Origin of the sequence: Candidatus Planktophila dulcis (assembly GCF_002288225.1) — a bacterium.
Classification (GTDB): Bacteria; Actinomycetota; Actinomycetes; order Nanopelagicales; family Nanopelagicaceae; genus Planktophila; species Planktophila dulcis.
The window spans coordinates 254,230-276,084 of record NZ_CP016777.1 but is presented as its reverse complement, the minus strand read 5'-3'; the positions used below and the strand labels follow the sequence as shown (position 1 = coordinate 276,084).

23 protein-coding genes are annotated in these 21,855 nt (G+C 46.5%); 11 read left to right on the top strand and 12 right to left on the bottom strand.

Annotated features, from left to right (window positions below; all coding sequences use genetic code 11):
• A complete protein-coding gene (locus A1sIIA65_RS01395) occupies positions 1 to 1,248 on the bottom strand; it encodes a DUF4032 domain-containing protein (RefSeq protein ID WP_095675822.1) in 1,248 nt (415 codons plus the stop codon).
• A 33-nt stretch (positions 1,249 to 1,281) separates the two neighbouring features.
• Between A1sIIA65_RS01395 and A1sIIA65_RS01390 the strand changes: the two genes are divergently transcribed.
• The gene (locus A1sIIA65_RS01390) at positions 1,282 to 2,397 is read left to right on the top strand and encodes an AI-2E family transporter (protein WP_095675821.1); all 1,116 of its coding nucleotides are present in this window, start codon (positions 1,282 to 1,284) and stop codon (positions 2,395 to 2,397) included.
• Here A1sIIA65_RS01390 and A1sIIA65_RS01385 read toward each other — a convergent pair.
• On the bottom strand, positions 2,394 to 3,104 hold the full coding sequence (locus tag A1sIIA65_RS01385; RefSeq protein WP_095675820.1) for an alpha/beta hydrolase: 711 nt from the start codon (positions 3,102 to 3,104) through the stop codon (positions 2,394 to 2,396). The two genes, A1sIIA65_RS01390 and A1sIIA65_RS01385, sit on opposite strands and share 4 nt — an antisense overlap.
• A gap of 22 nt (positions 3,105 to 3,126) precedes the next feature.
• Here A1sIIA65_RS01385 and A1sIIA65_RS01380 point away from each other — a divergent pair, with 22 nt between their 5' ends.
• Positions 3,127 to 4,608: an aldehyde dehydrogenase family protein gene (locus tag A1sIIA65_RS01380; protein ID WP_095675819.1), complete on the top strand. Its 1,482-nt coding sequence runs from the start codon at positions 3,127 to 3,129 to the stop codon at positions 4,606 to 4,608.
• 3 nt (positions 4,609 to 4,611) lie between these two features.
• Here A1sIIA65_RS01380 and A1sIIA65_RS01375 read toward each other — a convergent pair whose 3' ends face one another.
• Positions 4,612 to 4,929, bottom strand: a complete 318-nt coding sequence (locus A1sIIA65_RS01375; RefSeq protein ID WP_095675818.1) for a hypothetical protein — start codon at positions 4,927 to 4,929, stop codon at positions 4,612 to 4,614.
• Between the two features lie 47 nt (positions 4,930 to 4,976).
• On the opposite strand from A1sIIA65_RS01375, the gene A1sIIA65_RS01370 reads away from it, so the two are divergent.
• The 4 genes from A1sIIA65_RS01370 to A1sIIA65_RS01355 are packed head-to-tail and all read left to right on the top strand — an operon-like array spanning position 4,977 to position 7,681.
• Entirely contained in the window at positions 4,977 to 5,831 is an 855-nt protein-coding gene (locus tag A1sIIA65_RS01370; RefSeq protein ID WP_095675817.1) for an ABC transporter ATP-binding protein, read from the top strand.
• Positions 5,824 to 6,615: an ABC transporter permease gene (locus A1sIIA65_RS01365; protein WP_095675816.1), complete on the top strand. Its 792-nt coding sequence runs from the start codon at positions 5,824 to 5,826 to the stop codon at positions 6,613 to 6,615. The genes A1sIIA65_RS01370 and A1sIIA65_RS01365 overlap by 8 nt, the downstream gene beginning before the upstream one ends.
• Positions 6,558 to 7,355 (top strand): hypothetical protein, encoded by a 798-nt coding sequence (locus tag A1sIIA65_RS01360; protein ID WP_223298541.1) that lies wholly within the window; start codon positions 6,558 to 6,560, stop codon positions 7,353 to 7,355. Before A1sIIA65_RS01365 ends, A1sIIA65_RS01360 begins: the two co-directional genes overlap by 58 nt.
• The gene (locus A1sIIA65_RS01355) at positions 7,355 to 7,681 is read left to right on the top strand and encodes a hypothetical protein (protein WP_095675815.1); all 327 of its coding nucleotides are present in this window, start codon (positions 7,355 to 7,357) and stop codon (positions 7,679 to 7,681) included. The genes A1sIIA65_RS01360 and A1sIIA65_RS01355 overlap by 1 nt, the downstream gene beginning before the upstream one ends.
• On the opposite strand, the gene A1sIIA65_RS01350 is transcribed toward A1sIIA65_RS01355, so the two are convergent.
• Positions 7,678 to 8,250 carry a cob(I)yrinic acid a,c-diamide adenosyltransferase gene (locus A1sIIA65_RS01350; RefSeq protein ID WP_095675814.1) on the bottom strand — a complete coding sequence of 191 codons (573 nt, stop codon included), beginning with the start codon at positions 8,248 to 8,250 and terminating at the stop codon, positions 7,678 to 7,680. The genes A1sIIA65_RS01355 and A1sIIA65_RS01350 overlap by 4 nt on opposite strands.
• A 28-nt stretch (positions 8,251 to 8,278) precedes the next feature.
• On the opposite strand from A1sIIA65_RS01350, the gene murA reads away from it, so the two are divergent.
• Positions 8,279 to 9,544, top strand: a complete 1,266-nt coding sequence (gene murA / locus A1sIIA65_RS01345) for a UDP-N-acetylglucosamine 1-carboxyvinyltransferase (RefSeq protein ID WP_095675813.1) — start codon at positions 8,279 to 8,281, stop codon at positions 9,542 to 9,544.
• A gap of 37 nt (positions 9,545 to 9,581) precedes the next feature.
• Here murA and A1sIIA65_RS01340 read toward each other — a convergent pair whose 3' ends face one another.
• The 4 genes from A1sIIA65_RS01340 to A1sIIA65_RS01325 are packed head-to-tail and all read right to left on the bottom strand — an operon-like array spanning position 9,582 to position 13,321.
• Positions 9,582 to 10,619 (bottom strand): LacI family DNA-binding transcriptional regulator, encoded by a 1,038-nt coding sequence (locus A1sIIA65_RS01340; protein ID WP_095675812.1) that lies wholly within the window; start codon positions 10,617 to 10,619, stop codon positions 9,582 to 9,584.
• Positions 10,620 to 10,669: 50 nt separating this feature from the next.
• The gene (locus A1sIIA65_RS01335) at positions 10,670 to 12,046 is read right to left on the bottom strand and encodes a glycoside hydrolase family 1 protein (RefSeq protein WP_095675811.1); all 1,377 of its coding nucleotides are present in this window, start codon (positions 12,044 to 12,046) and stop codon (positions 10,670 to 10,672) included.
• The gene (locus tag A1sIIA65_RS01330; RefSeq protein ID WP_223298540.1) at positions 12,043 to 12,849 is read right to left on the bottom strand and encodes a sugar phosphate isomerase/epimerase family protein; all 807 of its coding nucleotides are present in this window, start codon (positions 12,847 to 12,849) and stop codon (positions 12,043 to 12,045) included. Before A1sIIA65_RS01330 ends, A1sIIA65_RS01335 begins: the two co-directional genes overlap by 4 nt.
• Positions 12,839 to 13,321, bottom strand: a complete 483-nt coding sequence (locus A1sIIA65_RS01325; RefSeq protein WP_095675810.1) for a heme-binding protein — start codon at positions 13,319 to 13,321, stop codon at positions 12,839 to 12,841. The genes A1sIIA65_RS01330 and A1sIIA65_RS01325 overlap by 11 nt, the downstream gene beginning before the upstream one ends.
• Positions 13,322 to 13,404: 83 nt before the next feature.
• On the opposite strand from A1sIIA65_RS01325, the gene A1sIIA65_RS01320 reads away from it, so the two are divergent.
• On the top strand, positions 13,405 to 14,367 hold the full coding sequence (locus tag A1sIIA65_RS01320; RefSeq protein ID WP_095675809.1) for an aldo/keto reductase: 963 nt from the start codon (positions 13,405 to 13,407) through the stop codon (positions 14,365 to 14,367).
• A gap of 4 nt (positions 14,368 to 14,371) precedes the next feature.
• On the opposite strand, the gene A1sIIA65_RS01315 is transcribed toward A1sIIA65_RS01320, so the two are convergent.
• The gene (locus A1sIIA65_RS01315; protein WP_095675808.1) at positions 14,372 to 15,076 is read right to left on the bottom strand and encodes an SDR family NAD(P)-dependent oxidoreductase; all 705 of its coding nucleotides are present in this window, start codon (positions 15,074 to 15,076) and stop codon (positions 14,372 to 14,374) included.
• A gap of 15 nt (positions 15,077 to 15,091) precedes the next feature.
• Positions 15,092 to 16,102: an aldo/keto reductase family protein gene (locus A1sIIA65_RS01310; protein WP_095675807.1), complete on the bottom strand. Its 1,011-nt coding sequence runs from the start codon at positions 16,100 to 16,102 to the stop codon at positions 15,092 to 15,094.
• Positions 16,103 to 16,245: 143 nt separating this feature from the next.
• On the opposite strand from A1sIIA65_RS01310, the gene A1sIIA65_RS01305 reads away from it, so the two are divergent.
• Entirely contained in the window at positions 16,246 to 16,938 is a 693-nt protein-coding gene (locus A1sIIA65_RS01305) for a ThuA domain-containing protein (protein WP_223298539.1), read from the top strand.
• Between the two features lie 3 nt (positions 16,939 to 16,941).
• On the opposite strand, the gene A1sIIA65_RS01300 is transcribed toward A1sIIA65_RS01305, so the two are convergent.
• Both A1sIIA65_RS01300 and A1sIIA65_RS01295 read right to left on the bottom strand, forming a co-directional pair.
• Entirely contained in the window at positions 16,942 to 18,114 is a 1,173-nt protein-coding gene (locus A1sIIA65_RS01300) for a glycoside hydrolase family 5 protein (protein WP_095675806.1), read from the bottom strand.
• Positions 18,104 to 19,297 carry an acyltransferase family protein gene (locus tag A1sIIA65_RS01295; RefSeq protein ID WP_095675805.1) on the bottom strand — a complete coding sequence of 398 codons (1,194 nt, stop codon included), beginning with the start codon at positions 19,295 to 19,297 and terminating at the stop codon, positions 18,104 to 18,106. The genes A1sIIA65_RS01300 and A1sIIA65_RS01295 overlap by 11 nt, the downstream gene beginning before the upstream one ends.
• A 275-nt stretch (positions 19,298 to 19,572) precedes the next feature.
• Between A1sIIA65_RS01295 and A1sIIA65_RS01290 the strand changes: the two genes are divergently transcribed.
• Positions 19,573 to 20,841: an ABC transporter substrate-binding protein gene (locus A1sIIA65_RS01290; protein WP_095675804.1), complete on the top strand. Its 1,269-nt coding sequence runs from the start codon at positions 19,573 to 19,575 to the stop codon at positions 20,839 to 20,841.
• A gap of 117 nt (positions 20,842 to 20,958) precedes the next feature.
• A complete protein-coding gene (locus tag A1sIIA65_RS01285) occupies positions 20,959 to 21,855 on the top strand; it encodes a carbohydrate ABC transporter permease (RefSeq protein ID WP_223298538.1) in 897 nt (298 codons plus the stop codon).

Here is a 21,855-nt window from a genome sequence, read left to right as displayed (position 1 = left end):
CTATTGCATCACGCCATCTACACGTACATCGACTCCTGAGTCGCGTCGGTATGGCAATACTTCTGCTACAAATGACTTCGCGGCAAACTCTAGTCCAACATCGTGGCCTGCGCGTTCACTCAAATACCAGCGGTGTTCAAGGGCTTCATGGAAAAATTGAGCACGTTCAATACGGCCTTCAAGTTCTGGTGGAATGAGATTGACGGTGGGGTGAAAGACTTCATTTAACCAACGCATGGCTGAATCTGACATCGGAGGCTTGGGAGATTTCTCTCGTCCTCTAAAGCGATCAAAGGATGCAAGTAGACGCTTTGCTTGCAACTCTTCTGTATCAAGACCCATCAATTCACGCAAACGATTCTTGTGATAGCCAGCTGCAACAAGCTTTGGTTGGAAGACGAGCTTTCCTGCATTCTCGCCCTCTTCCATAGAGACCGATACTTCTTCCACAGCAAAACCAAGATCATGCAGTTGTCGCATTGCGCGCTCTACTGCATGGCGATCTGTGGGATCAAGAACTTGACGATCTTTCAGCGCTGACCACAAACGGTGATAACGCTTAATCAGCGCTGTACTTGCTCGGATTGGATCCATTCCTGGATAGAGAACACCAGAGAGTTGAAGGTCTTCTAGCTCTGCAGCAACGTTAAAGTGCGCAATCTCTAAATCATGCTCGCGTTGGCCGGCAGTAAGAGTCTTTTGAAATTCACCAGTTTCGGCATCTACAAGATATGCGGCATAGCCTTCAGCATCTCGTCTAAAGAGTGTGTTGGAGAGTGAACAGTCGCCCCACCAGAAACCAAGAAGGTGCATGCGCACCAGAAGCAGTGCAAGGGCACTTGCCATCAGCGTGACATCTTCTGCGGTTACGTTCTTATCGCTAAGCACTACTCGGTAAGGAAGTGAATACGGCAAGAAGCGAGTAACCAGTGCACAGGGAAGTTCTTCCCCATTGCGATCAGTGCGACCTTCAATAACCGCAATCGACTGCACGCTCGGTGAATTGAGCTGGGTGAGCTCACGAAGAATTTTGTATTCACGATTAGCAAACTCAGAGACGGTCTCTTTCACTGCATAGACTTCAGAATCTGGGTCATCGGTGGAGCGAACCAAGCGAACGATGTGGCGAGAGATACCGCGCTTTTCAGCGAGCATCGGATCTTCTGGCCACTCCTCAAGGGGGATGTTCCAGGGCAGGCCTGTGACGGCAGCGATCTCCTCACCTAGTCCTGTTATCCGTAGCGCCATGGGGGTTATTCTCTCTTACCTTTACAATAAAGCATGGCCATTTCAGAGCGCATGAAGAGAAAACCAAAAGAAACACCTGCTCCTGCAGATTTTGGAGCAGCAGGGGCTCCAATAGACCGCGGTCATCCCTTCTACTTTGGCTTTGTTGCAACAATCGGAGCACTCAGCGCCTTCGTTCTGATGCGCGCACTAGCAAGTGCATCTGGGGTCTTTGTCTTAATCCTTGTTGCGCTCTTCTTAGCGACAGGACTTAATCCTGCGGTGGAAGCAATTCGCAGACGTGGTTTGTCCCGAGCTGGGGCAGTTGCTGTGATCTTTGTTGCAGTTATTGCCTTTGTTGGACTTTTTGCAGCACTCATTGTTCCTCCCATTATTTCTCAGGGTACTAACCTCATTGAATCAGCACCTTCACTTCTTGAAAGTCTGAAGAACAATGCAACGATTGCCAACCTCAACGATCAATACGGAATTATTGATACTCTGCAGAAGAAATTGAGCTCTGTCACATCAGATGGAACTCTCTTGATTACCGCTTTTGGTGGCGTTATTGGCGTTGGCAAGAGCGTTCTCTCTGGAACTTTTACTGCGCTCACAATCCTCGTTCTGACTTTGTACTTCATCACATCGCTGCCACAAGCAACTGAGCTTGGACTTAAGTTGGTTCCAGCTTCTCGCAGACCACGTGTTGCTGCACTTACCGAAGCTATTATTTCTCGCGTTGGAGCATTTGTGGGAAGTCAGATTTTGGTCTCATTCTTTGCTGCAATATTTATGACCGTCCTCGCACTTATCTTGGGTCTGCCATCCCCTGTTGCAATCGGCATCATCATCTTTATCTGTGGTCTAGTTCCACTTATTGGACACTTTATCGGCGCAGGTGTTTACACAATCATTGCACTCACACAATCAATCACAATCGGCGTTGCAGCATTTATCGGTTATGTCGTCTATGTGCAGGTGGAGAATTACATTCTCACACCGAAGATTATGAAGCGCACACTGAACGTCCCAGGCGCTGTCACCATCATTGCTGCGCTCTTAGGAACATCACTTCTTGGGCTTGTCGGTGGACTCTTAGCAGTACCTGTTGCCGCTTCAATCATTCTTATTCTTGAAGAAGTTGTTTATCCTCGCGCGGAGAAGTCTTAAACTTCAGTAGGTAGAGGCAAGCGATTTGGTGCAACTATTCGCGTGATTTCACTGAGCACGCGATGCACAGATGGTTCTCCCACCCATAAGTGCTTTGCGCCATCGACAGGAATCAAATCAACCTGTGGGACGACTGAAAATCTGATCTTTGCTTGATCAGGCTTTAAGTAGTCATCAAATTCTGGAATGAGCGCTGTCATAGGCCTTCCATCTTTGGCCCAAAATTCAAGATCTCCATCGACGATATCGAGCAAAGTCGGACTTAAGAGAATGAGTCCTTTCACGCGAGAATCACGTGCATGACTTATGGCAATACTTGTTCCAAATGACCAACCAACAACCCAGAGTTCAGTAAGTTGTAATGTATCGAAGCAGTAACGAATCATCGCTTCAACATCGTATTTCTCAGCCCGACCATTGTCATACGTACCTGTGCTTGTTCCAGCTTCACTGCTTGTTCCACGGGTGTTAAAGCGAACGACAGTAATTCCTGCCATCTCAGGCAATCGATTAGCTGCCTTCTTATAGATATGGCTATCCATCATTCCGCCACCGGTTGGATTGGGATGACAGCAGAGAATTGCAGAGGTTGGATTACTCAAAGGCGCACTGACCTCACCGATCAAGGTTTGGCCATCTTCTGTAGTGACGGTAAATGGGGTGCGCAGACCAGCAAGAATTGTGCTGGGGCGGATTGGTTCCGACATAGTTGCAGTCTAGTCTTTGCTCATGGCTCCCTCAAAAAATGCGACATTTGATTCTCATAACCCTGTGACCAATGAGGTTATCGCCTCTCATGAAATCTATAGCGAAGCTGCAGTCAAAGCTGCAGTCGATAGAGCGCGCACTGCTTCACAAGAGTGGCGTGATTTAGGTTTTCGGGGACGTCGCAAAGTCTTGTTGAAGTGGAGTTCAGATCTGCTTGCCAATATTGATTCGCTCACTGAACTTGTCTCCCTTGAAACTGGAAAACCAGTCAGTGATGCAAAACTTGAGGCAGCATTGGCTGCTGGACATATTGCATGGGCTGCCCGTCATGCAGAGTCTGTCATGCGCACATCACACCGCTCCCCTGGTCTTCTGATGGCAAATATGTCAGCAACTGTTGAGCGATCCCCTGTTGGAGTTGTGGGAGTCATTGGCCCATGGAATTACCCGGTCTTTACTCCACTCGGTTCGATTGCATATGCACTTGCTGCAGGAAATACCGTTGTCTTTAAGCCCAGTGAATACACACCTGGTGTGGGCCAATACCTTGCGCAATCTTTTCTTGATTCCTGCATGCTCGCAGATATCTTCACCTGCATCACTGGCCTTGGCGAGACAGGAAAGTTCTTGTGCGAAAGTGGCATAGATAAGTTGGCATTTACTGGTTCAACGCGGACCGCAAAGCTAGTTGCAGCAACCTGTGCCTCACATATGACCCCAGTTGTTCTTGAATGTGGTGGAAAAGATCCTGTGATTGTGGCTCACGATGCTGATATCAAGAGAGCTGCCGATGCGACCGTGTGGTCAGCATTTTCTAATGCAGGTCAGACCTGTATTGGTGCAGAGCGCGTTTATGTGGATGAACGCGTTGCCGATAAATTCATTGAGAAGGTTTTAGAGATTGCACGAGATATTCATCCCGGTGCTCCTGGCTCTGGCAAATATGGCCCCACAACAATGCCAAAGCAAATACCTATTATTCAATCCCATATTGATGATGCCATAGCACGTGGTGCCAAGGTATTGATGGGTGGCTCAGATTCAGTTAAAGCCCCCTTTGTTGAACCAGTAATTCTCTGCGATGTTCCTGAAGATTCCATTGCAATGACAGAGGAAACCTTTGGGCCAACCATTGCGATTAATCGTGTGAAGAATATGGCACAGGCGATTGAGCTCACTAATACTTCACGCTATGGGTTAGGTGCTGCTGTCTGGTCAAAGCACCGCGGAAAACATATTGCATCCCAACTACACACAGGAATGGTTGCCATCAACTCTGTGATCTCATTTGCAGCAGTTGATTCAGTTCCATTCGGTGGTGTGAAAGATAGTGGCTATGGACGTATTCATGGACCTGAAGGAATTCTTGAATTTACTTACCCTCGCACAGTTGTCCGTGCACGATTCCAACTTCCGATTGCATTTACAAGCTTCTCTCGCACGCCAAGTAATGACAGATTAATTGTGAGAGTAACAAAGCTACTTAAGGGACGTCTTAGCTAACTATTAGTAGCGAGGTGCATTACGCGTGCGCTCTGTGCGAGGCCCGCGGTTATTTCGCTTACTCCAGCATGCGTTATGCCAATGTCTGCGGTTATCTTCATCTCCATCAAGCCATGCAACAGTATGTGGCGTTGCCATTGGAATTACTTGATCACATCCAGGACAGCGATATGGTTTATTGGCAGCAGATCCAGTGAGTTTTCTGACAGTCCATAAACCATTCTCATCTTCTTCAAAACTTTGATTGGATGCAATGGTGATGGGTTCATCATCGCCACTTTTAGGCCTACGATTTTTGGGATAATTCTTACGCGGGCTCATGCTCCTATTTTCTCGCACTTTTGCGCCGTCGGTGACAAGATAGCCATGTGAGCACAGTCATTAGCGTTTCGGGTCTTCGTAAGAGCTATGGCTCAACCCACGCAGTCGATGGCCTAGACCTGGCTATCGAGCAAGGTGAGATATTCGCACTCCTTGGCCCCAATGGCGCCGGAAAGACAACCACAGTTGAAATCCTTGAGGGCTTTCGTGACCGTGATGCAGGAGATGTAAAGGTCCTTGGCTTTGACCCCGCCACCAAAGGAAGAGCTGGGCAAGCTTGGCGCGATCGCATCGGCATCGTTCTGCAATCAACTGCTGATGCAGGAGATCTCACCGTCTATGAATCTGTTTCACATTTTGCCAAGTATTACGAAAATTCAAAAGATCCTCGCGAAGTCATTGAACTTGTAGGGCTTACTGAAAAAGCAGATGCGCTAGGGCGCACATTATCGGGCGGTCAACGACGACGCCTCGATGTTGCACTCGGCATTATTGGTAGTCCTGAACTTATCTTCCTCGATGAACCTACAACTGGCTTTGACCCAGAAGCGCGTCGCGCATTCTGGCAGCTGATTCGAAAGCTTCGCGATGAAGGCGCAACGATTCTTCTCACTACTCACTACCTCGATGAGGCTGAAGCACTTGCAGACCGCGTTGCAGTCATCAATCGTGGAAAGATTATTGAGGTATCAACTCCTGCACTCTTAGGTGGCCGAGCAACTTCTCTTGCAACCATTTCTTGGCGTGATGGCACAGAACTTCGCAGTGAGAAATCTGCCAACCCAACGCAGCTCGTTAATCAACTCTCTGCTCAATTCGGTGGCGAAGTTCCTGAACTCAACGTCAAGCGCGCCTCCCTTGAAGATATCTACCTCGAGATGATTGGGGGCACACATGAGTAAGCCAACTGCGCTCTCGATTGGTATTGCCCGTGGTGGCCTTGAGATCAAACAGTTCATGCGCCAACGTGAATCTGTTGTCTTCACGATGCTCTTTCCTCTTATCTTGCTTGCCATCTTCGGTTCAGTCTTCTCTAACTCCATTGCAGAAGGTGTGACCTTTAGCCAGTACTTCGTGGCAGGAATGATTGCATCCGGTCTTGTAAATACAGGTTTTCAACAACTTGCCATCATGATTCCTATGGAGCGCGACTTTGGAACCTTGAAACGATTGCGTGGCACTCCAATGCCAGCTAGTAGCTACTTCATCGGCAAGGCAATCTTGGTCACCTTAAGCATGCTGATTCAGGTCTTCCTTCTTCTGGCAGCTGGTGTTGCATTCTTTGGCGTAAACCTACCGACGGGTGCCGATAAGTGGTTATTACTTGCTGCACTCCTTGTTTTAGGAAGTGCATGTTCGACAGTTCTTGGAATCGCATTCTCTAATGTTCCAAAGAGTGGACGTGGCGCTTCCGCTGTCGTATCCCCTGTTGTAATCGTTCTTCAATTCTTTAGTGGAGTCTTTTTTGTCTTCACAGATCTTCCACACTGGATGCAGCAAGTTGCTGCGATATTTCCACTCAAGTGGATGACACAAGGAGCACGTTCAGTCTTCCTGCCAGACTCCTTCGCTACGCGTGAAGTTGCCAGTAATTGGGAAACTGGCCGCACCTTTGCCATTATTGCTGCATGGCTCGTAGTCGGATTGATCTGGGCAGTGCGCAGCTTCAAGTGGGAGCGCGATTGAGAAAACTCTCCATCTTCCTTGCACTCACTTTGGTGATGTCAGGAAGTTCAGCAATTGCTGCCACAAAGAAGCCGACTCCAACACCGACTGCGAAGACAACGGCGAAAGCAACAGCGAAGCCAACAGCGAAGGCGACGACAAAAGCCACAGCCAAGCCAACTGTTAAACCGACCGCGAAGACAACTTCAAAGACCACTGCAAAGCCAGCTACTACTGCCAAAGCAACTGCAAAACCAACTGCAACTGGAACCTCGGCCACAACAGCAAAGCCGACGGTCAAACCAAAACCAAAGCCCAAGCCAAAGCCTCGTAAGAAGGTGAAGGTTTCACCTTCTCCTAAACCGATATGGCCTCCCGTTGACTTTGAATATGCATCAGGAATCTATGCAAAGATCCCGACTAGCAAAGAACTTGTTGGCGTTATCTCAGCTAAAGGAAACCTTGCATCACAGGTTGCAGCCTGTTCCACATTTATCTGTGGCGCAGTACAAGTGGCCGCTGAAACAGGATGTGTGTGGTGGGAAGTAAATTCAAAGGTCTATGCACAAAATAAGGATCTCATCGGTAACCTGCGCACCATCACTGGTGCCAGCCTTGCCCGAGAAGTGAAGACAATCTTGCTCATCTCTCCTGAACCTATTGCATCACTGGAATATGTCTCCAGTATTGAAGTTGTCTGCCATCAAGAGGCAAAGCCTGAAGGAACTCAAACTGTGACATTTACAAAGGTCAACGGCTAATGCTCGGCGGAGTTGATAACAAGCTCTTCCTCATGAGCCTTGCTGGGTTTCCAGTAGTTTTCTTTTTAATCTTGATTCTGAAATGGACATCTGCGCGTGGCAAATCTGTTGTGATGCGAACACCACGTGCTGGACTCGATAGTGAATATGGAACTCTCGTGGCAGTTGCAAAACCCACAAATCATATTGAGGGTGAAGTACTACGTCAGAAACTTATTGCTGTGGGGATTAAGGCAACGCTGACACAGACAAAAGAAGGACCACGAATCTTTGTCTTTCCAGAGGAAGAGAGCGCAGCTCGCGCTCACCTGAAAAGCTTTGCTTAGCGATTAGCTCCAGGAACCCAGAGCTGATCGCCAATCTTCTTATTGGCAACACGTGCAAGAACGAAGAGTAGATCTGAACAACGGTTGAGGTATTTAGCTGTCAATGGATTCACACCGCCACCGAATGCGTGGATAGCAGCCCATGTGCGGCGCTCTGCACGACGAACAACGGTGCGAGCAACATGAAGGTGGGCAGCAGCAGGAGTTCCTGATGGAAGCACGAATGAACGAAGTGCTTCAAGATCTTTGTTGTAGTGATCAATTTGCTCTTCCAAGTAGACAACCTGTGACTCAAGGACGCGAAGGGGCTCAAATGCAGGTGCATCAACTACTGGTGTACAGAGATCTGCTCCCACATCAAACAAGTCATTTTGAATGCGGACTAAGAGCTCGCGAACTGAATCGGCTAATTCATCTGTTGCGAGCACAACACCAATAGTGGAGTTAGCTTCATCGACAGTTGCATATGCTTCAAGGCGAGGGTCATTTTTAGATGTGCGGCTCATATCTCCAAGAGATGTAGTTCCGTCATCGCCTGTCTTTGTGTAAATACGCGTTAAATTAACCATGTCCCTAGCCTATAAGTAGTATTCGGATATGGCATCTTCGTCCGACGACCGTTTCCGCATCACTGGAGGCTGCCGCCTCCAGGGCGAAGTAACGGTTACTGGCGCTAAGAATTCAGTCCTTAAGCTTATGGCAGCATCCCTACTAGCCGTCGGCACAACAACAATTCGCAATGTTCCAGATATTGCCGATGTCGACATCATGGCAGACCTGCTCACGCGTCTTGGCTGCACGGTAGCGCACGATGGATCTGTCGTGACCATCGATGTTCCCGCTACTCCCCTGCACCGCGCAGATTACGATCTCGTGCGCAAGATGCGGGCATCAATTAACGTTCTTGGTCCACTTGTTGCACGCCTTGGTAAAGCTGAAGTGGCACTGCCTGGTGGAGATGCAATCGGTTCACGTGGACTTGATTTTCACATCAAGGGCCTTGAATCGCTCGGTGCAAAAGCTCACGTCGAACATGGTTATGTCATCGCAAAAGCTCCAAATGGTCTTACTGGAACATCAATTGATTTAGATTTCCCATCAGTGGGTGCAACAGAGAACATTATGACCGCAGCTGTTCTTGCCAAAGGTGTCACGACAATTGATAACGCAGCACGCGAACCAGATCTTGTTGACCTTGGGCAATTCCTGATTGGTATGGGTGCGAAGATTGAAGGCCTTGGAACACCCACCATCACCATCACAGGCGTTAGAGAGTTAAAGCCAACAGATCACACCACTATTACCGATCGCATCATTGCCGGCACATGGGCATTTGCAGCTGCAATGACGCAAGGTGATATCACCATTCATGGCGGTCGTGCTGACCACATGGAAGTGATGTTAGAAAAACTCACATCTGCCGGCGCCATAATCACCTCAACACAGGATGGCATCCGCGTGCAGATGAATCAGCGCCCTAAAGCAATTGATGTTGCAACACTTCCCTACCCAGGTTTTGCAACTGACCTTCTTCCCTTCATCATCGGCATGAATGCCATTGCAGATGGTCACTCGATTGTCACTGAAAATGTCTTTGAATCACGCTTTATGTTCGTCAATGAACTCATGCGATTAGGCGCTCAAATCACTGTTGATGGCCACCATGCCTCTATCGACGGTATTCCACAGCTATCTGGTGCCCCAGTTGAGGCAACTGATATTCGTGCAGGAGCAGGTCTTGTCTTAGCAGCGCTTGTATCTGATGGTGAAACAACAGTCGATGGCTCATTTCACATCGATCGTGGATATCCAAACTTTGCCGAGCAGCTAGTGAGCCTTGGTGCGAAGGTAACCCGAGAATAAAAGCCTGCATGGCATTTTTGAGTAACAGTAGGAATGTTTAAGCGCTGTCACGAACAATCAATTTAGGGGTAATTTTCTTAGAAGTAACTTTCTCACCATTCATTTTCTTTAGAAGTCCAGAAACTAGGGATTCTCCGATTTTTTCGAAGTCTTGTGCCATTGTCGTGATATGTGGATAGGTTTGCATAGCTCTATTCGTATCATCGAAACCCATCACTAACACATCTGAACCTACCGAATAATTCAATTCCTTTAAAGTTTGAATCACAGCGAAGGCAATCTCGTCATTTCCTGCGAAAATTGCATCAATATCGTGACGTCTGTGCATTAATCTTTCTGTCAGGCTCGCCGCACTTGAATAGGTATTTATGCTGTGTTCTACTAAAGAAGGATCGTATTCAATGCCCGCAGTAGCGAGGCCCTTCTTATATCCTTCAAAGCGGGCAACACTCCAAGATTGTTCGAGCCCTCCAGTAATCATCCCAATCTTTTTTCTCTTCTTTTTAATTAGAAATTCAACAGCACTCTTGCCGCCAACTTTATTATCAGTATCTACCCATGAAATTGTCGAAGTAGATGCAAATGGGGCTCCAAATGCAATCATAGGTGTTCTTACTTGTCTGAAAATTGATTCTAAATTATTTGGGGCTTGTCCCACCACAATGAATCCGTCAACGTTGTATTCCGAAATCTTTTGAGCAATATCATCTGGATATTCATTACCTAAAAAGTCAGAGGAAGGTTTATCGCTTTTTCTCGCGTGGGCGATGATTTGTAAGTCATAGCCTCGTTCACTCAGCTTTTCATAAATCGGATTGATGACGTGGCCCCAAAAAGCTGTGTGAAAAAGTGTTTTTATATCGTGAAAAAATATTAGGCCGATTGTTTGTGACCTTACGCCAGTTAAGGCGCGGGCATGGCGATTTGGGACGTAGTGCATATCTGCAATAGCTTTATTGATTCGCTTAAGCGCTTCTGGCGATACCGACTCAGGAGTATTTACAGCGCGAGAAACAGTTGCTCGAGACACTTTTGCTCGCTTGGCTACATCTTCCAGAGTAACGTTTTCTTTCACGGGAGAACCATATCAATGAGCGAGTTTATCGGTGCAACTGGCTCCAGGAATTAATCCTTTGAAGATCTGATGAGGTCTCGGTAAGCCAATGCGCTCTCTTTGGGAGTCCGTTTCATCATATTCTTGAAATCAACATGAACTAAGCCAAAGCGCATTTCAAATCCCCACGCCCATTCAAAATTATCCAGTAAGGACCAGAGGTAGTAACCCTTGAGATTTACACCGCTTTTGTAAGCTTCCACGCAGGATTTTATATAGAGGGTCAGGTACTCGTCCCTCTTTGCATCATGAATTTTTCCATCCTCTGAAGGACCATCGTTATAACAACTTCCATTCTCTGAAACAAAGACTGGGATATCAGGATATTTTTGTGAAATCTCAATCAGAGTTGTCTTAATTCCATCCGGGGTCCATGACCAACCCATATCTGTTCGCTCTGTGCCATACCCAGCACCTTGAATTGAAGTCGTTCCAGGGAATAGACCAACTCCGGTTCCTCCACCTGAAAATACATCAGCGTTGTAGTAATTAAGTCCTATCCAATCGCGACCAAAAGAAACATCGCCAATTTCCTTTTCATCGCAGAAAATCCCAGTCTCCTTCTCAAATATTTCAACGAGATCAGCAGGATATTTACCTTCATACATTCCCTGCATCCACCAACGATTTTTATATCCATCGACAATCTGCAGATCTTTCAAATTCTCTTGGGTTGCTTCGCCATTGAGCATTGGATTAGTGAGGTTGTTAACGGCACCCACTAAAACCTTCGGGGACTGACTCTTAATTGCCTGTGATCCCCGCGCATGCGCACGAACCAATTGATGTGCAACTCGGACAGCCGTTGGTAGATCTCTTATTCCGGGCGCATGTTCCCCCGTTAGATTCCCAAGCCAAGCAACACACCAAGGTTCATTCATGGTTGCCCAATACTTAACTCTGTCCCCATAACGAGATGACATCTTTGCGGCATATTCGCCAAAAAGATCAACTACCTGTGGATTCGTCCAGCCACCGATAGCTTGTAATTCACTCGGGAGATCCCAGTGGTACAAGGTTAAATTCGGCTCGATATTTCTCTCTAATAATCCATCTATCAGTCGATCGTAAAATGCCATACCTTTTTCGTTAAAAGCTCCGGACCCAGTTGGCTGTACGCGAGGCCACGAGATTGAAAAACGGTAAGAGTCGAGTGAAAGGTCTTTCATGATATTGAGATCAACTTCAAGCATTTCAACATGCTCAACTCCGCGGTGATTAGCGCCAGTTCCATCCTTGATCGCGCCTGGCACTTCACCTAAATCATCCCAAATGCAACGGCCACGGTCACCGGATGCATGTCCTCCCTCTATTTGCATAGAAGAAGTCCCTGCGCCCCACATAAAATCTTTTGGGAGTCCTGAAATATCAACGTGACGCAAACTCATTGCAATAGCCCCTTTAAGTAATTAAGACTCGTTTCAATGCCTTCAAATATGTCTCCTCGGTACTCATCAAATTCAACGATTGGCAGAGCGTGTGGAGCCATTGCGAGTACCTGAGCGATTGGAACTTCACCTTTGCCAGCAGGAACCTGCTCGCGAGTATCTGTTTGGCTCGCCTCTAACTCGCCTCGTTCATTAAAAGTATTTTCAGAGCTGCGAACATTTTTACCATCTTTGATATGCAAGTACTGGACTCGATTTCCTAAACGCGCTAGCAAATCAGGAACATGGAGCCCACCTGCATGGGCCCAATACGCATCTACTTCAAGCATCACTTTCTCTTCAAGAAGGCCTTCGAAATATTCGAGTGCAGATTGTCCTTCTACTTTATTGGCAATTTCCCAAGCATGATTGTGATATCCAACGTGCAGCCCATATTCGAAAGCTTCATCAGCAGCTCTATTCATTTCCTCTGCAGTATGAGCGATTTCTTCAACACTGAGCCACCCTGATTGATCCACCATTGGTTCGATAATGGTCTTAATACCCAACTTAGAAGCAGCCTCAAAAGTTTCTTTTCGGGCAACTCCAACGAGGTGTGCGTGTGCACTTGGTACAGTCATTCCATTGTCGGACAAGACTTTTGCGTATTCAGCTGCTCGTGCAACAAAATTCCACGGCTCAACTTGAGAAAATCCAATCTTTGCAGCTCTCGCTATTGATCCAGCAAAATCCTTCTCAATCTCATGGCGCAATGTATAGAGTTGCAACGAAATATTCAGTCCGCGCATATAACTACCCTTCACTTAGAAATGCTTGTAACCCAGCGACGGCCAGACGATGGTCATCCGGACCCGCAAGACCACTCACAATAAGAACTCCACCTAACGTAGAATCATGCAGCTTTAAGGGAATAGCACCGCCATTGGCTGCGAACTCGTTTTCGCTCAATCCATTCAGTTCGTACCAGGAAATGTTTTGTTCCTCGCACAGCACTAGTTCCAGAAGCGAAGCATTTTTTGAATGTTCTACCACTGCAGATTTTCGGTCAATCCAAGAATCATGACCTTCTGAGGAGCCCTCTAAACTGATGTGATACACACACCACGATCCGATCCGTACCTCAATAGATACTGGAAGTTTTTTCAACTCTGCAATCCGGGCTGTACTTTTCCCAATAGAAACTGCATCGTGTAAATTAATTGAGGTAAGGGTCAAAGCTTGCGCTTGGGCAATGAGTTCGCTGCTAGAAAACCCACCCGTTTCCGCCAGATTCATTTTATTAGGGTAACATAATATGAGAGCGCTCTCAAGGCTTCTGCGTAGTACTTTTGACCCCAAGAATCGGGAGTGAGGACACCATGTCACATAACACCTTCACCACACTGAAATCAGGGTTACAGATTCCAGAGTTTGGGATAGGGACGTCCCCATTTGGTGGACTCTTTGCAGCTGTTGCTGAGTCTGATGTGAGAGAAGTAATCACGACTTCAATGGATTTGGGGCTTAACTATTTTGACACCGCGCCACATTACGGAATGGGATCTGCAGAAGATCGACTAGGAAGAAATATCTCTGATTTCTCGCGCGATGAATTCATTGTCTCTACGAAAGTAGGACGTCTGATTGTGCCAAGTGATAAAAATGAGGACCCAGGCTGGGAAAATTCTAAAAAATCAGTTGAAAGAGTATTCGACTTCAGCGCTTCTGGAATTGAAAAATCCCTCACTGAAAGTCTTGAAAGGCTCAACATGGATCACGTTGAGATGGTCTTTATCCACGATCCAGATGGTGCTGCCGATCAGGCTATAAAGGAAGCTTATCCGGTTCTAGAGCGAATGAGAGATCAGGGAATAGTAAAGACAATCGGCGTCGGGATTACAAGTAATGAGATTCCCACTCGATTTATACACGAAACTGATATAGATGTACTCCTCATTGCACTTCGGTATACATTGCTCGACCAGAGCGCAGGAGCCCATCTACTACCAGCAGCACTCAAAAAGGGAGTTTCTGTGATTGCTGGTGGGGTATTCAACTCTGGCATACTAGCCGGGGCAAAAGAAGGCGCTACATACAACTATGAAGTTGCATCTCCTGCCGTTTTGGCAAGAGCACAAAAGATTGAGGCCTTCTTTAATGATAGAGGTATTTCTCTAGCCCAAGCTGCTTTGCAATTTCCGATGCGTCATCCTGCAATCTCTGCAATATTAGTCGGTTGCAGAAGTGCACAAGAAGTAGCGAGAAATGTTTCTCTCTACAACAAAACAATCAACGAAGATATCTGGAAAGAGTTTGAGAGCTTCCAGCGCCTTCTTGTGTAAAGCTTTAGAACTCAATCTCCTGATTACCGTGCCAGAATTTGCCCGTTTCATCCCAGGGCAGAGAACATATCTCCCACATTCTTTGGCCGCCATCTTCTGGCTCTCCCGGAGCTTCTGGACCGCCGAGATCAGTCTTTAACCAACCTGGATCGAGGGCGTTAACAGCCACTTTACCTTTCAAGATTCCGGCCCAGAGAATTGTCATACCCCCTAGCGCATACTTGGTAAGGCGATACGTTGGCATATCTGGTGACTCTTTGAGGGCCTGCAAGCTTCCTGCCCCAGAACTGACATTGACTACCCGTGGTTGAGTTCCTTTTTCAAGCAGGTCTTGCAATTTGAAGATGAGTTCGTGCTGTGCAAAGACATTGCAGCGCCATTGCTCGTTTAGTAGTTCTAATCCTTCTTCACGCCAATCGGCGCGATATGTCTGCACTGCCGCATTATTAAGGAGTATGTCAAGTGACCCCCATTGCGAATGTACAAAGTCAGAGAGCGCTCCGGGCGCTGCTGGTGAATCAAAATCAGCTAAGAATGGGGTGAATGAACCAAGCTTCTGCAGTTCGGCCGCAGTTTTCTCCAAACGTGCAGCATCTCTTCCTGTGCCGATTATTTCTGCTCCAGCTGCTAAGAATAATTTGCTTGCCTCATAACCGACTCCGCGAGATGCACCGGTTAAAACAATCTTCTTTCCTTTGAAATCTGTCATTTCTTCACACTTTCTTTAGGCTCGAGGATTAGGGCTTTGATTCTTCTTGGGATCAGTCTCAGCAAGTCCATTTAGTATTTTGTTCATTTCAGAGACCACGTCGGAAGTTAATTTAACGCCAGCTCCTTTTGCATTGTCTTTTACTTGAGCCGGACTTGTTGCCCCCATAATTGCACTCGAGACATTGGTGTTACTCAATACCCACGCGAGTGCTAACTGAGCCATTGAAATATCAAGATCTGCCGCAATCGGTTTCAACTTCTGAACCGCTGTAAGCACATCTTCTCTGAGCCAGCCAGTGATAAATTCTGCGCCGCCCACCAAACTATTCTTATCAGTGGCACGTGAATTTGCAGGTGGTTTCTTTCCAGGTTGGTACTTCCCAGTTAGTACGCCTTGGCAGAGTGGTGAAAATACAATATGACCTATGCCCTCTTTTTCGGCCAATGGCACAACTTCTTTCTCAATAACTCTGTATAGGGCTGAGTATTGCGCCTGGTTGGTGACGAATCGTGTGTAACCCTTCGCATCTTGAATTGCCAAAGCTTGGGAAATCTCTCGAGCGTTCCATTCAGAAACGCCAATGTAATGTGCTTTGCCTTGTCTCAATATGTCATCAAATGCACTCAAGGTTTCCTCGAGTGGGGTTTCGTGGTCATATCTGTGGCAAATCAATACGTCAACGTGATCTGTTTGAAGTCGATCAAGAGATGCGTGAAAAGATTCAAAGATATGTTTGCGGGAAAGCCCACGATCATTCTTACCTTCGCCTGTAGGCCAGTAGATTTTGGTGATTAGTTCATACGATTCGCGCTTGACACTTTTGAGTGACTTACCGAGGACAGTTTCAGCGCGCCCAAATGCGTAACTATCTGCTGTATCAAATGTTGTGATTCCCGCATCCAGCGCTGCTCGCACGCACTTTTTAGCGGATTCAGAATCCACCTGTGAACCATGCGTGATCCAGTTCCCGTAGGTGATTTCTGAGACATACATACCTGAATTGCCTAGTTTGCGATATTCCATTGAAATCCCTTCGTAGAACCAAATATTTGAGAGCGCTCTCAGAACTGGGCGAGTCTATAGCCAGATTTCTAGCCTGGCAAGCATTTTTCATATAGCCTTTTTAAGGTAAGTTGAAGTGTTGAATTTCTGAAAGGTTGATTGACATGAAAAAGGCAATCTTTGTTCGCGGTGGCAGACCCGCACATCAACCTGTTGAAACTACTGAACATTTTCGTGGCTTTTTAGAGGCACAAGGATACGAAATTTCCGTATCTGACTCTCCCGCCATCTATGCAGATGCAGAATTCATGGCTTCGGTAGATCTAATCATCCAATGTATTGAGAGCGAAATTGATGAAGCATCGGTACAAGGTTTAACCCAAGCTGTAGAAAATGGGACAGGACTCATTGGGTGGCATGGTGGCGTCCTTGTCGGATTCACGCAATCTGAGCCGTATTACCAACTCATAGGGGCAAAGTTTGTTGCTCATCCTGGTAAGCCTGCAGGGGAACGTATTGGCAATGAGTCTGACTTTTTCATACAGCACAAGATTGAGTTCACAAGCCTTGGCAAGGAAGATGAAATAACAAGAGGATTTTCGGATATTGAACTTGAAACAGAACAGTATTGGTTGCTTGCAGATTCCTATATGAAGGTCCTAGCAACGACGACTCAATCTGCCCACCCTAGCAATCCATGGAAGACACCCGTTACTTCCCCTGCAATCTGGAGCCGTCAATGGGGCAAAGGCCGCATTTTTATTTGCTCACCAGGCCATAATTTAAAGGTGGTGTCTCATCCGAGCATTACTAGAATTATTCAAAATGGTGCTATCTGGGCTACAAGAAGGTCTTGACCGCTATTTCTTGAGCAGCTTTTGCTGGACCTTTATCAGTTTTAGAATTGTTGGCATTTTTGATTTCTCTAAGGTTACTAAGTCAGTTGTCAGCAATCCCCCTGTATCGCCAGAGCCTGGATTCCAAGCCCAGTAAGTCCAGCTCATCCCCTTCTTGCCAAGATAATCGGTAAAGGCCTTCATCCATCTGCCACTTATTGTCTTAGTTGAATAATCTATAGCACCAAATTCGCCAATCAAAATGGGCGCAATGTTTTGGTCATGTATATATCCAAAACCCTTATTCCAACGATCAAGAAGGTTCTTCTCAAGGTTCTTACTCACCAGCCAAGGCTGTGGAGATACCTCGGGACCATACTCATGTGTTGAATAAACAATCTTATTCGCTACCGGTAGTACTACTGGATTTTTGCGAACACCTTCCAGGTTGCCACCCCACCAATGACCGCTAAGTTGTTGGCCACCTACAACTTGATTCTCAATTCCTTCGACAATGATGAGTGGGTTTGAATTCACAGATTGAATCTCTTGCCCCGCACGCTCTGCCGCTCTACGCCAATCAGTTTCTGCGCCATCACCCCATGTTGCCTTTCCGTGTGGCTCATTCTTCAAATCAAAACCAACAACATTTGGAGAATTCTTATATCGAATCGCTAAATCTCTCCACATCGATACCCACATATCCTCAGTAAATCCAGCCTGTCCATACCAGAGATCGTTTCTATATCCCTGGTCAGCTTGTGAGTGATTATCCAGAATAATCATGAGCCCTAACTTCTCGGCTTCGATGATTACAGCATCAAGGACTTCCATCGGACTCTTGCCCTTGAGTTCCTTATTGGAGCCAATGTAGTCAGCGACACCTGAGACTTCTGGCCCTTTTGCCACGGTCTGCATCGAAAAGGGAACTCGTATTGCATTGAAACCTGTTTGCCGTATTTGCTTGAGCATTAATTTGTAATCGCGAGCATTGAGTCCAATGAGCGTGGCAGCTTCATTCTCCATTCCATACCAGTTGACACCCTGCCAAATAACTCGCTGGCCTGCAGCATCAACTATCTGGTTTCCTTTTGTGGATAATGGAAATTTTGGATTTGTTACTGCGTGCGCGACCGGTGGTGTCAAAGAAGCAACCACTGTGCTGACAATTGCGATAGCAACTAATTTACTCCGCATTGGTGACCATCTTTCGACGTGCAGCAACGAGTATTGGCTTCTCGAAGAATTTCCAGCTCAGAGCTGCGATTGCAAATGCAAGCACGATGATAATCGCACTTAATAGGCCCCACTCTTGAAGATCAGTAACACCAAAGTACACATAGTTCTCCTTAAAGCTTCGCTGGAGAATATTTTGAACGACTTGATGCCATAGATATATTCCGAATGAGATTTGAGAAACCCATACAAAGAAGCGATTATCAATGACTTTGAAGAGGAAGACTGACTGCGAAACTGCCACAAGCGCAAATGCCATCAACAAGGCATAGAAAGGAGAGAGGTATGGCTGGCGACTAAAGGAATCTGGCGCTCCAGGAGTAAGGCGTACTCCCACCAAGGCGATCGCCGCAAGAATCAGAAGGATCGCTCCCCCATCGAAGTAGAACTTCTTCCCTTGTGAGCTGCTTGCCAGCTTGGCAATCATCAAGGCTGCCAGCGCGCCAATGAGGAACTGTGAGAAGAAGCTGACGACATTCCAATATGGAAGCCATTCTTTTGCTCCACCAACGAGACCCTTATCCCACCCTTTCCCGTCTTGACTTGTCATAAATCTTTCGATGACCCAAGGATTGATAATGAATTGATTTACTGCAATCCATAGAGTCAGTGCGGCAAATGCTGCCAAGAAGTTTTTAGCCATCTTCAGGATAAAGAAGAGCACAATTGGAAGAAGAATGTAGCAAGAGACTTCGAGTCCAATTGACCATAGAGGACCGTTTAGTTCCGCCGGGAAGAATGTCGAATAGTGATAACTATTAATGAAAAACAGACCAGAAAACAACATTTTGAAGTTAACTGGAATATCGTAGATAAAAAGCGCAATCAAAGTACAGAAGATCAGGTTAAGCCAAGTAGCTGGGACAATTCTGGCTACACGTGCCAGCGCATAGTGCGCGATGCGCGGTTTAGATTCAGTGGTGAAGAGCGACCGCCAGTATGGATATGAAAGTAGAGCGCCAGAGAGAACGAAAAAGAGGCTGACACCGACTTCACCGCGCATGCCAAAGTGGTGAATTGGTTTAAACCATTCTGGGGCAGAGTCAGGGTTCATCTTCTGCGTCAAGTGGTGGTAGAGAACTAGTAAACAAGCTATTGCTCTAAAGCCATCGGCTCCATTGATATGCAACTTACTCTTCTCCATCGCCAACCTCACCTTTTCTGGCCCGTCTTACGCAACGTTAGGAACGAAGCTAGATTAGCGGAAATCCAAGAAAAAATAAGAGCGCTCTCATGATTAGGCCTTGAGCAGCTCGGTCCACGCTCAAATCCTTTATAACTTTCCTATAACAAGGCAAAATTCATCCTTTGAACCCTTGCTTCCGTGGCAAAAAAGGGAAATTATAAGAGCGCTCTCATGGCGAGGATAAGTGAAGCTCGGGAAAAGTTCCTGGAGAGCTAAGACACCACGGAGGTCTAATGTTTAAAAGTATTCGGAAGGTAAAGATTGTTGCAGTCTTTGCAGTTGCTGGTGCACTTGTGCTCCCAACGACACCGGCTTCAGCCGCACCGGTTGAGATCACACTAAGTTGCTTCAATGATTTGAACATGGGCAATCTCCTCAAAGAGTGGGAGACTGTCAATCCAAATATTAAGGTAAATCTTAAGACAGCAGATTTCAATGCCCACCACGATGGCCTATTGACTCAGCTTATTGGCGGCACTGGTCCAGATATCGCTTGTATGGAAGTTGGATACACATCTCGCTTCAAGGCATATCCTCAGTTGTTCACGAACCTTGGAAAGACTTTTAAGGCTGATAAGCTTGAAAAGTCATTCATCAACTGGCGCTGGGAGCAGGGCGTAGCACGCGATGGAACAATCATCGGTATTCCAACTGATGTCGGCGGACTTGCAATGTGCTACCGCCAAGATCTTCTTAAGAAGGCTGGCTTGCCAAACGAAAGAAGTGCTGTATCTGCAGCAACTTCAACACAGGCGAAGCTCACAGCTTTTGCTCAGAAGTACGTAACAGCAACTGGAAAGCCATTCCTAGATAACGTGAGCCAGCTATTCGAAGGCGTTTCACGCCAGGGTGCTGACGGAGTTCAGTTCTACGACAAGAAGACTGACAAGATTGTTGAAGTACCACAGGTAAAGAAGGCTTACGACTTAGCAGCAACTTTTGTTGAGAAGAAGCTATCTGCGGAAATCGCACCTTGGTCAAGCGATTGGAACCAGGGAATGGGCAATGGAGCTTTTGCTGCAATGCTTTGTCCTTCATGGTTGCTCGCAAATATCCAGAACAACGCTAAAGACATTCCAGGAGCTTGGGACGTTGCCCAGATGCCTGGTGGTGGAGCAAACTGGGGTGGTTCACAACTCACAATCCCTAAGTTCGCAGCACATCCAAAGGAAGCTTGGACATTTATTAGCTGGGTGCTCGCACCACAGCAACAGCTCAAGCTATTCCTTGATAAGGGCGTGCTTCCAACAACTCCAGCAGTTTATAAGGATCCAAAATTCTTAGCTGCCAAGGATATCGCCTACAACAATGCACCTATCGGAAAGATCTTCTCTGATGTAGTTATGTCAATCAAGAAGCCTATCTACGAAGGTAAGTTCCAGGTTTCTGTAAAGGATGCCTACAACGCGGCTGTTGGCCGTATGGCTTCTGGTAAGCAGACACCAGATGCATCATGGGCTCAGCTCATGAAGGAAATCAAGAAAATCAAGAGCCTTTCCTAGGTTCTACCCCTGAATAACTAAGTCGAGGGCAGTTTGGCAATTGCCGGATTGCCCTCGACTTAGTCTCAAATTTTAGTATTGAAATATTGGAGAGAAATGAACTTGAAACAAAAAAGTGTGGCAAAAAGCAAATCCTCACTTCGCGACGGTGAAGGTCGCTTGGCTTTTTTTGCAATTTCACCATTCTATTTTCTCTATCTCGTTTTTGGTATTTTTCCTATTCTCTACACCAGCTATATGGCATTCTTCTCCTGGGATCCGCTAGGTGAAAAAGCTTTCATAGGTCTTGCAAACTTTACTAATTTGCTCCAAGATGAGATTCTCTGGAAGGCCCTGCGCAACACATTGAGTATTTGGGTCCTTGGCACAGTCCCTCAATTGGCACTGGCTCTCTATCTAGCCACAATCCTCAATCGAAACCGTTTAAGATTCTCGAATTTTTGGCGTGCAGCTATTTTGATTCCAAATGTCACTTCGGTTCTAGCTATCGCTGTAATTTTCAGCTCACTATACGGGCGCGACTTTGGTCTCATCAACTATGTACTCAACATCTTTGGCGTAGACAAGATTAACTGGATGGAGGGGACCCTCACGAGCCACATTGAGATTTCATCAATGATTATCTGGCGATGGACCGGTTATAACGCCCTGATCTACCTAGCAGCTATGCAATCGATTCCTAAAGAACTCTATGAATCTGCATCACTCGATGGTGCCTCTGGGTGGCAACAGTTCATCTATGTGACCCTTCCGGGAATCAGAAACGTAATGATTTTTACCATCACAATGTCGACCATTGGTGGCCTACAAACCTTCAATGAGCCTTACATTTTGGGTGGAGTAACAGGTGGAAACGACAAACAGTTCTACACGCTCGCGATGTTCCTCTATGAGGAAGCCTTTAGAAAGTTCCAATTTGGCTATGGAGCAGCTATCGGCATATTCATATTTTTCTGTGTAATTGTATTTGCGCTAATTAATGCGACCATTACTAGCAAGATTGTGAAGGATTGA

Bases quoted from the DNA above. Each gene is read 5' to 3' on its own strand.
- A1sIIA65_RS01375 (WP_095675818.1), bottom strand. From the start codon at position 4,929: ATGAGCCCGCGTAAGAATTATCCCAAAAATCGTAGGCCTAAAAGTGGC.
- A1sIIA65_RS01360 (WP_223298541.1), top strand. From the start codon at position 6,558: ATGGCTCGTAGTCGGATTGATCTGGGCAGTGCGCAGCTTCAAGTGGGA.
- A1sIIA65_RS01320 (WP_095675809.1), top strand. From the start codon at position 13,405: ATGTCACATAACACCTTCACCACACTGAAATCAGGGTTACAGATTCCA.
- A1sIIA65_RS01350 (WP_095675814.1), bottom strand. From the start codon at position 8,250: ATGGTTAATTTAACGCGTATTTACACAAAGACAGGCGATGACGGAACT.
- A1sIIA65_RS01290 (WP_095675804.1), top strand. From the start codon at position 19,573: ATGTTTAAAAGTATTCGGAAGGTAAAGATTGTTGCAGTCTTTGCAGTT.
- murA (WP_095675813.1), top strand. From the start codon at position 8,279: ATGGCATCTTCGTCCGACGACCGTTTCCGCATCACTGGAGGCTGCCGC.
- A1sIIA65_RS01380 (WP_095675819.1), top strand. From the start codon at position 3,127: ATGGCTCCCTCAAAAAATGCGACATTTGATTCTCATAACCCTGTGACC.
- A1sIIA65_RS01315 (WP_095675808.1), bottom strand. From the start codon at position 15,076: ATGACAGATTTCAAAGGAAAGAAGATTGTTTTAACCGGTGCATCTCGC.
- A1sIIA65_RS01355 (WP_095675815.1), top strand. From the start codon at position 7,355: ATGCTCGGCGGAGTTGATAACAAGCTCTTCCTCATGAGCCTTGCTGGG.
- A1sIIA65_RS01390 (WP_095675821.1), top strand. From the start codon at position 1,282: ATGGCCATTTCAGAGCGCATGAAGAGAAAACCAAAAGAAACACCTGCT.
- A1sIIA65_RS01325 (WP_095675810.1), bottom strand. From the start codon at position 13,321: ATGAATCTGGCGGAAACGGGTGGGTTTTCTAGCAGCGAACTCATTGCC.
- A1sIIA65_RS01365 (WP_095675816.1), top strand. From the start codon at position 5,824: ATGAGTAAGCCAACTGCGCTCTCGATTGGTATTGCCCGTGGTGGCCTT.
- A1sIIA65_RS01385 (WP_095675820.1), bottom strand. From the start codon at position 3,104: ATGTCGGAACCAATCCGCCCCAGCACAATTCTTGCTGGTCTGCGCACC.
- A1sIIA65_RS01310 (WP_095675807.1), bottom strand. From the start codon at position 16,102: ATGGAATATCGCAAACTAGGCAATTCAGGTATGTATGTCTCAGAAATC.
- A1sIIA65_RS01300 (WP_095675806.1), bottom strand. From the start codon at position 18,114: ATGCGGAGTAAATTAGTTGCTATCGCAATTGTCAGCACAGTGGTTGCT.
- A1sIIA65_RS01295 (WP_095675805.1), bottom strand. From the start codon at position 19,297: ATGGAGAAGAGTAAGTTGCATATCAATGGAGCCGATGGCTTTAGAGCA.
- A1sIIA65_RS01335 (WP_095675811.1), bottom strand. From the start codon at position 12,046: ATGAGTTTGCGTCACGTTGATATTTCAGGACTCCCAAAAGATTTTATG.
- A1sIIA65_RS01395 (WP_095675822.1), bottom strand. From the start codon at position 1,248: ATGGCGCTACGGATAACAGGACTAGGTGAGGAGATCGCTGCCGTCACA.
- A1sIIA65_RS01305 (WP_223298539.1), top strand. From the start codon at position 16,246: ATGAAAAAGGCAATCTTTGTTCGCGGTGGCAGACCCGCACATCAACCT.